This is a genomic window from Paracoccus sp. (in: a-proteobacteria), from assembly GCF_047973135.1.
Lineage (GTDB): Bacteria > Pseudomonadota > Alphaproteobacteria > Rhodobacterales > Rhodobacteraceae > Paracoccus.
This window is the reverse complement of the sequence record NZ_JBKEBL010000036.1, coordinates 23565-31084: the sequence shown is the minus strand read 5'-3', so window position 1 is coordinate 31084 and position 7520 is coordinate 23565. Positions and strand designations below refer to the sequence as shown.

Genomic DNA, 7520 nt, shown 5'->3' with positions numbered 1-7520 from the left:
CGCGATATGACGGCTATGGGTCCTGCCCGCTGACCGTGGAACGCGGCAAGATCGTCCTGGCCGAGTTTGGCTTTGGCGGCAAGCTGCTGCCCAGTTTCCCGAAATGGCTGGTCGATGGCACGAAACCGACCCGCACCGCGTGGTGGCTGAAGGAACGAATCCTGCCTCCGGTTTATTGGCAGGCCATGCTGCGCGGCCGCGAATGGATGGCCCGGCCCGAGGCCCTGTCGGTGGATGGCTGACCCCGTTTTCCGAAAGGCGTGACGATGAAAACCCGACTGGCCCGCCTGCTGCCGATTCTCGACTGGGGAAGGCGATACGACCGGGGTGCCTTGCAGAACGATCTGATGGCGGCGGTGATCGTCACGATCATGCTGATCCCGCAATCGCTGGCCTATGCGATGCTGGCAGGGTTGCCACCCGAGGCGGGGATCTATGCCTCGATCCTGCCGATCATTCTTTATGCGATGTTCGGCACCTCGCGCGCGCTGGCGGTCGGGCCGGTGGCGGTGGTGTCGTTGATGACAGCGGCGGCGGTGGGGCAGGTGGCACAGGCGGGCACGGCGGGTTATGCGGCGGCGGCGCTGACGCTGGCCTTCCTGTCCGGGCTGTTCCTGCTGGCGCTTGGGGTGTTCCGGCTGGGATTTCTGGCGAATTTCCTGTCCCACCCGGTCATCGCCGGGTTCATCAACGCATCCGGCATCCTGATCGCCACCAGCCAGTTGAAGCATATCCTTGGCGTCAAGGCGTCGGGCGATACGCTGCCCGCGATGCTGGCGGCGCTGGCCGCGCATCTGGGGCAGGTCAATCCCGGCACGCTGCTGATCGGAGCATCGGCGACGGGTTTCCTGTTCTGGGTGCGCAAGGGTCTGAAACCGGCGCTGAAAAAGGCGGGACTTTCGGACGGGCTGGCGACCATCGCCACGCGCGCCGGGCCGGTCGCCGCCGTACTGGTCACAACGCTGCTGACATGGGGCCTTGGGCTGGACCGGCAGGGTGTCAGCGTGGTGGGCAGCGTGCCGCAAAGCCTGCCGCCCTTCAGCATGCCGGATCTGTCCGCCGATCTTGTCAGGGCGCTGCTGGTGCCCGCGATCCTGATTTCCGTCATCGGCTTTGTCGAATCGATCAGCGTCGCGCAGACCCTTGCGGCCAAACGTCGGCAGCGCATCGACCCGGATCAGGAACTGATCGGTCTGGGCATGGCCAATCTGGGCGCGGGCTTTTCGGGCGGCTATCCGGTGACGGGGGGCTTTGCCCGCTCGGTCGTGAATTTCGATGCCGGGGCCGAGACCCCTGCCGCAGGGGCCTTTACCGCCCTGGGGCTGGCCATCGCCGCCGTGGCGCTGACACCGCTGGTCTATTACCTGCCCAATGCAACCCTGGCCGCGACGATCATCGTCGCGGTGCTGTCGCTGGTCGATTTCTCGATCCTGCGCAAGGCATGGGCGTATAACCGCGCCGACTTTGCCGCCGTCGCCGGGACCATTCTGCTGACCCTGCTGTTCGGGGTCGAGACCGGCGTGACCGCGGGTGTCGTGCTGTCGGTGGTGCTGCATCTTTACCACACTTCGCGCCCGCATATCGCCGAGGTCGGGCTGGTCCCCGGCACCCAGCATTTCCGCAATATCCGCCGCCATCAGGTGTTGACCGATCCGGGCCTTCTGACCATGCGCGTCGATGAAAGCCTGTATTTCGCCAACGCGCGTTTCCTTGAGGACAAGGTGCTGGACCGGGTGTCGGGTGATCGCCGGATTCACGATGTCGTGCTGATGTGCCCCGCCGTGAACGCCATCGACCTGTCGGCGCTGGAAACGCTTGAGGCGCTGAACGAAAGGCTGGAAGATATGGGCGTGACGCTTCACCTTTCCGAAGTAAAGGGTCCGGTCATGGACCGTCTGCGCCGCAGCCATCTGTTGCAGCATCTGACCGGACGGGTTTTCCTGTCGCAATGGGATGCCGTCGCGGCGCTGAGCCCCGGCATCTGTCGCGGCGCAACGAAAAATGCCGGGGCGTGACGCCAGGGGATGTAACGGCAAGAGGGCGACTGCCGAGCGGCCTCTTGAACCGCTGTCAAGGGCAGGCTACCCTTGCCACAACTTGATATCGGAGGGCGTATGTGATGGCGCCCAGGCGTCCTGCGGGTGCAGGCGCGTTCCCGAACCAAACGGTAGAGCCGTCAGGCACCCGACACCCCGATGAGGGCCAGCTTTACGCTGCGCTCGATTTGGGGACCAATTCGTGCCGGATGCTGATTGCGCGACCGCGCGGCAATCAGTTTCAGGTCGTGGACAGCTTTTCCAAGCCTGTACAGCTTGGACAGGGGCTGGAGGCTTCGGGGCGGCTGTCCCGCAGTTCGATGGCGCGCACCGTTCACGCCTTGCAGGTTTGCCGACGCAAGCTGGAACAGCATGAGGTCAAGAACATGCGGCTGGTCGCCACCGAGGCCTGCCGCCGCGCCCGCAACAGCCGTGATTTCATGCGCACCGTTCGCCGCGAAACCGGCCTGCCGGTCGAGATTATCGATGCCGAGGAAGAGGCCCGGCTGGCAGTGATCTCTTGCGCGCCGCTGGTCAGCCACAAGACCGAAACCCTGCTGGTCGTCGATATCGGCGGCGGCTCGACCGAGCTGGTCTGGATCGATCTCGCCGGGGTCGAAGAGACCGAGCGCCCCCGCGCGATCATGCGGCTTGGCGGCGGATTTCGCGAGGCGCAGCCGGACGGTGCGCGGGTGGTGGACTGGATCAGCGTGCCTCTGGGCGTGGCGACGCTGCGCGACCAGTTCTCGGATGTCGAAGACGATCAGGGCCGCTTTGCCCTGATGAGCTGGTATTTCGAAGAGATGCTGGCCGATTTCACGCCCTATGCCTATGGCCCGCCCGGCGGGGGGTTTCAGGTCATCGGTACATCGGGTACCGTCACAACAGTTGCTGCCAGCCATCTGGGCCTGCGCCGCTATGATCGGACCAAGGTGGACGGGCTGACCATGACCAGCGGCCAGATCGACAAGGTGATCCATTCCTATCTGCAACTCGGCCCCGAGGGACGGCGCAGTGACCCCCGTATCGGGCGCGAACGCCACGCGCTGATCATGTCGGGCGCGGCGATCCTGCAAACCCTGATGCGCGTCTGGCCGACCAACCGCCTGTCCGTCGCGGATCGCGGCCTGCGAGAGGGGTTGCTTTATGCCCAGATGGTGCGCGATGGGGTGTTGACCCCGGAAGGCATGAACGGAGTGGCGGGATGAGCAAGGCACCGGGCGGCAGCCGCGCCGGCAAGACAAGCGGGCGCGGGCAGCGCGATCTGAAAGTACGGGTCAAGACCGCCAAGGGGCGCAAGCTGTCCAGCAAGCTGTGGCTGGAACGGCAACTGAACGACCCCTATGTCGCACGCGCCAAACGCGAGGGTTATCGCGGGCGGGCGGCCTACAAGATTCTGGAACTGGATGACAAGTACCGCTTTCTGGTGCCGGGCGCGCGCGTCGTCGATCTGGGCTGCGCGCCGGGTGGTTGGTGTCAGGTGGCGGTGGCGCGGGCGAATGCCCTGGGCGAGAAACCGGGCAAGGCGGTGGGGCGCGTCGTCGGCGTCGATCTGCAAGAGGTCGATCCGATCGCCGGAGCCGAGATCCATCAGCTTGATTTCCTGTCCGACGGCGCGGATGCGCGGGTCAAGGATTGGCTGGGCGGGCCCGCCGATGTGGTGATGTCGGATATGGCTGCGGCCTCGTCAGGGCATAAAGGCACCGACCATCTGCGCATCGTCGCGCTGGTCGAGGCGGCGGTGCAACTGGCCTTTGATGTGCTTGAACCGGGGGGCACCTTTGTTGCCAAGGTTCTGGCGGGCGGAGCCGAATCCGGGATGCAGGCGATGCTCAAGCGCAATTTCGCCAGGGTCGCCAATGTGAAACCTCCGGCCAGCCGCAGCGATTCATCCGAGAAATTCGTCGTGGCGACAGGGTTTCGCCGCGCGCCGGATGAGGATGATCAGCGGGGCTGATGATTGCGGAACGCCTCGGGCGGGCGTCCGGTGGCGGCGACACAGGCGCGGGTAAAATGCGCGTGACTGGAATATCCCAGCTCGCAAGCGATCTGCGCCGGGCTGCGCCGGCCCGAGCGCAGCAATTCGACCGCCCGTTCCAGCCGCAGCGAATGGACCAGATCGACGGCGCGGCGACCGCGCGCCATCTGGCAGGCATTGTCCAGAAAAGCGGTCGTTGTGCCCAGTTCCTCGGCCAGATCGGCGATGGTCTGGCCCTGTCCAAGCCGCGTTGCCGCAAGTGCAAGGAACCGGTCCACCATGGGCCGCCCGGTTCCGCAGGGCAGGGGGGCGGCACTGGTCGCGGGGCGGGCGGGTGCAAGCCGTGACAGGCGCAGCCCCAGCACGCCCAGCAACAGGCGCAGTTCGGGGCCGGGCTCGGGGCGGGCGGCCTCGAATGCCAGTTCCTGCAAGGTGGCCAGCAGGGCAGGCGCGGCACCGGCGGCATTACCTGACAACGCATGCCGGGGAAAATCCAGATCGCGCAGCAGAGCGGGCGCGATCAGCAGTGCATAACCCGCCGCATGTTTGCGCGGCAATGCGGCAAAGGCGGTTCCGGCGGGGATATAGCGCACCGCATCGGTCCGCAGCAGATCGTGCCTGCGCGGCAGGTCCAGATGCACCGAACCCGAGGTCACACAGATCAGCGTGTGATCGGCTCGGGTGCGCGGCTGAGGCGGGTTTGCCCGGCTTCCCCAGACAAAACTTTCCAGTTTGATCAACCGCAATCCGTTTTGCTGCGGAACCGGGCGCTGCGCGAAGGGCCGGGCGGCAACCGGCAGGGGATCGGTCAGGTTGCGGGGGTGGTTCTGGGGCAGGGTCGCGCCGGATTCGGTGGCGGCGGCGTTGATCTCTTTCCCGTCGGGAATGCCGGCGGCAATGACCCGCGCATCCCGAATATCAGCGGTAAACAGCCGATACGGGTGGGAGAGTGATTTTGATCGTAAAGGACTGACTGAAAACGGAAAACCATTTTTCCAGCCCTTCTGGTCATAACTCAACGCCATGTTCCTGGAAAATCAATCAGAAGATATAGGCAAAGTATCGCCTATATTCCGTGCCTTGGCAATTGTCTGAACGCACCGGGTATTGCAGAAAATTCAGGTTGCGGACCACGGGGTCCAGTCGCGCATCCGGCCGCGGAACCAGTTGCGTTGCGATTTCGCGTATTGGCGGGTTGCGATGATCGCGCGATCTATTGCGAAAGGTAAACTGGTTTCTCCTTTCAGATGAGAAATCAGTTCCGGCGCACCAATAGCGCGCGCCCACTGCCGTGTGCCGTCCCAGACTGGCATCATCGCGCGAACCTCGTCCAGCACGCCATCCGCCATCATCGCCAGGAAGCGCGCGGCGATGCGGTCCGCCAGCCAATCAGGGTCGGCGGCGATCAGCAGGCGCTGACTGTCCTGCGGGGGGATCAGCGGCGGCGGGGTGTCGTCCTGCCAGTCAGACAGGCCGCGCCCGGTGGCGCGAAACACCTCCCATGCGCGCTGGACGCGGGCGGGGTTGCGGGTGTCGATCCGGTTGCGGGTCGGGGCGTCCAACCCCTCAAGCATCAGGGCAAGGCCACCGGGCCGCGACAGCAACGCATCGCCCCCGGCCCGGATTTCGGCGGGAACGGGCGGAATTTCGGCCAGCCCCTGCGTCAGCGCGGTCAGATACAGCCCGGTGCCGCCCACGACGATCAGCCGCCGGTCGGTCAGCGCCCGGACCTCGCGCAGCCAGTCGCCGACCGAATAGCTGCGGTCGGGTGCGATGTGACCATACAGCGCATGTGGCGCCGCCGCCTCGTCGCCGGGCGAGGGGCGGGCGGTCAGAATCCGCCAGCAGGACCAGATTTGCAGCGCGTCGGCATTGACGATCAGCCCGCCCTGCGCCCGCGCCACAGCCAGCGCCAGCGCCGATTTGCCGCAGGCCGTGGGGCCTGCGATCAGCAGATGGCGCGCGGGATCGATGCGCGTCAGGTCGGGGTCGGACATAAGCGGTTCCGGCAGGTTGAATCCTTCGGCCTTTTGCGACATTTTGCGCCGCGACGAAAGCGGCAGGCCCATGCGAAAAGGACAGGACAGGACATGACCGACCAGACGGGCCACGGGCCCACCCAGTACAACCGGGTGATGCTGAAGATTTCCGGCGAGGCGCTGATGGGTGATCAGGGATTTGGCCTGCACCCCCCCACCGTCACCCGCATCGCCAACGAGGTCGAATCGGTCGCGCAGATGGGGGTCGAGGTTTGCATGGTCATCGGCGGCGGCAATATCTTTCGCGGCCTTCAGGGCAGCGCCCAGGGGATGGAACGGACGACTGCCGATTACATGGGCATGCTGGCCACGGTGATGAACGCGCTGGCCATGCAGTCTGCGCTGGAGGCCAAGGGCCTGCATTGCCGCGTGATCAGCGCCATCCGCATGGACGAGGTCTGCGAACCCTATATCCGCCGCCGCGCCATCCGCCATCTGGAAAAGAAGCGGATCGTGATCTTTGCCGCCGGCACCGGCAACCCGTATTTCACGACCGACACCGCCGCCACGCTGCGCGCCTCGGAAATGAACTGCGAAGCGATTTTCAAGGGCACCAAGGTCGATGGGGTCTATGACAAGGATCCGGTCAGGCATCCCGACGCCCAGCGCTATGACAGGGTCAGCTATGACGAGGTGCTGCAAAAGCATCTGGGGGTGATGGACGCTTCGGCCATTGCGCTGGCCCGCGACAACCGTCTGCCGATCATCGTCTTTTCTCTGGACGAGCCGGGTGGCTTTCGCACGATTCTGGAGGGGCGGGGCACCTATACCCGCGTGCATGGCTGACCGGGCCGTGGATGGCCGCAGGCGACACAGCGCCAGATGTGGGGCAAAGCCTTTGCCAAGCCCCGGCATTGGGGTTACAAGCGGGGAAATTAAGTGCGGGGGCAGGCTGCTATGGCAGAGGATATTGAAATCGACATTGACGATCTGGAGCGCCGGATGAAAGGCGCGATGGAAAGTCTGCGGCATGAATTTGCGTCATTGCGCACGGGCCGCGCCTCGGCCTCGATGGTCGAGCCGGTGCAGGTCGATGCCTACGGCCAGATGACCCCGGTCAACCAGCTTGGCACCGTCAATGTCCCCGAGCCGCGCATGGTCACGATCAATGTCTGGGACAAGGGCATGGTCGGCAAGGTCGAAAAGGCGATCCGTGAATCCGGCCTGGGGATCAATCCGCAGACCAACGGCACGATCATCATGCTGCCGATCCCCGAACTGAACGAGGAACGCCGCCGCGAACTGACCAAGGTCGCCGCGCAATATGCCGAAAGCGCGCGTGTCGCGATCCGTAATGTGCGCCGCGACGGCATGGATCAGGTCAAGAAGGGCAAGGCCAATGGCATGCCCGAGGATGACCAGAAATTCTGGGAAGGCGTGGTTCAGGAGCTGACCGACAAGATGATCGGGCAGGTGGACCAGTCGCTTGAAAGCAAGCAAGCTGAAATCATGCAGGTCTGATCACAA

The 7520-nt window shown here is 64.9% G+C and carries 7 protein-coding genes and 1 pseudogene; 6 read left to right on the top strand and 2 right to left on the bottom strand.

What is annotated here, in order from left to right; genetic code table 11:
• From ACK5L9_RS03530 to ACK5L9_RS03515, 4 genes and pseudogenes are all read left to right on the top strand, one after another.
• Positions 1-242: pseudogene (locus ACK5L9_RS03530) on the top strand (NAD(FAD)-dependent dehydrogenase); the annotation flags it as partial.
• 24 nt (positions 243-266) lie between these two features.
• A complete protein-coding gene (locus ACK5L9_RS03525) occupies positions 267-2015 on the top strand; it encodes a SulP family inorganic anion transporter (RefSeq protein WP_416910066.1) in 1749 nt (582 codons plus the stop codon).
• Between the two features lie 104 nt (positions 2016-2119).
• Positions 2120-3244, top strand: a complete 1125-nt coding sequence (locus tag ACK5L9_RS03520) for a Ppx/GppA phosphatase family protein (RefSeq protein WP_416910065.1) — start codon at positions 2120-2122, stop codon at positions 3242-3244.
• A complete protein-coding gene (locus ACK5L9_RS03515) occupies positions 3241-3993 on the top strand; it encodes an RlmE family RNA methyltransferase (RefSeq protein WP_416910064.1) in 753 nt (250 codons plus the stop codon). The genes ACK5L9_RS03520 and ACK5L9_RS03515 overlap by 4 nt, the downstream gene beginning before the upstream one ends.
• Here the strand turns inward: ACK5L9_RS03515 and ACK5L9_RS03510 are convergent.
• On the bottom strand, positions 3981-5033 hold the full coding sequence (locus ACK5L9_RS03510) for a helix-turn-helix domain-containing protein (RefSeq protein ID WP_416910063.1): 1053 nt from the start codon (positions 5031-5033) through the stop codon (positions 3981-3983). The genes ACK5L9_RS03515 and ACK5L9_RS03510 overlap by 13 nt on opposite strands.
• A 99-nt stretch (positions 5034-5132) precedes the next feature.
• Entirely contained in the window at positions 5133-6011 is an 879-nt protein-coding gene (gene miaA / locus ACK5L9_RS03505) for a tRNA (adenosine(37)-N6)-dimethylallyltransferase MiaA (protein WP_416910062.1), read from the bottom strand.
• A 93-nt stretch (positions 6012-6104) separates the two neighbouring features.
• Here miaA and pyrH point away from each other — a divergent pair, with 93 nt between their 5' ends.
• Both pyrH and frr read left to right on the top strand, forming a co-directional pair.
• Positions 6105-6839, top strand: a complete 735-nt coding sequence (pyrH, locus tag ACK5L9_RS03500) for a UMP kinase (protein WP_416910061.1) — start codon at positions 6105-6107, stop codon at positions 6837-6839.
• Between the two features lie 111 nt (positions 6840-6950).
• Complete coding sequence (frr, locus tag ACK5L9_RS03495) at positions 6951-7514, top strand: ribosome recycling factor (protein WP_416910060.1); 564 nt, start codon at positions 6951-6953, stop codon at positions 7512-7514.
• Positions 7515-7520: the final 6 nt, after the last annotated feature.

Coding starts and splice junctions, on each gene's coding strand:
- ACK5L9_RS03520 (WP_416910065.1), top strand. CDS start 2,120: ATGGCGCCCAGGCGTCCTGCGGGTGCAGGCGCGTTCCCGAACCAAACG.
- ACK5L9_RS03525 (WP_416910066.1), top strand. CDS start 267: ATGAAAACCCGACTGGCCCGCCTGCTGCCGATTCTCGACTGGGGAAGG.
- ACK5L9_RS03515 (WP_416910064.1), top strand. CDS start 3,241: ATGAGCAAGGCACCGGGCGGCAGCCGCGCCGGCAAGACAAGCGGGCGC.
- pyrH (WP_416910061.1), top strand. CDS start 6,105: ATGACCGACCAGACGGGCCACGGGCCCACCCAGTACAACCGGGTGATG.
- frr (WP_416910060.1), top strand. CDS start 6,951: ATGGCAGAGGATATTGAAATCGACATTGACGATCTGGAGCGCCGGATG.
- miaA (WP_416910062.1), bottom strand. CDS start 6,011: ATGTCCGACCCCGACCTGACGCGCATCGATCCCGCGCGCCATCTGCTG.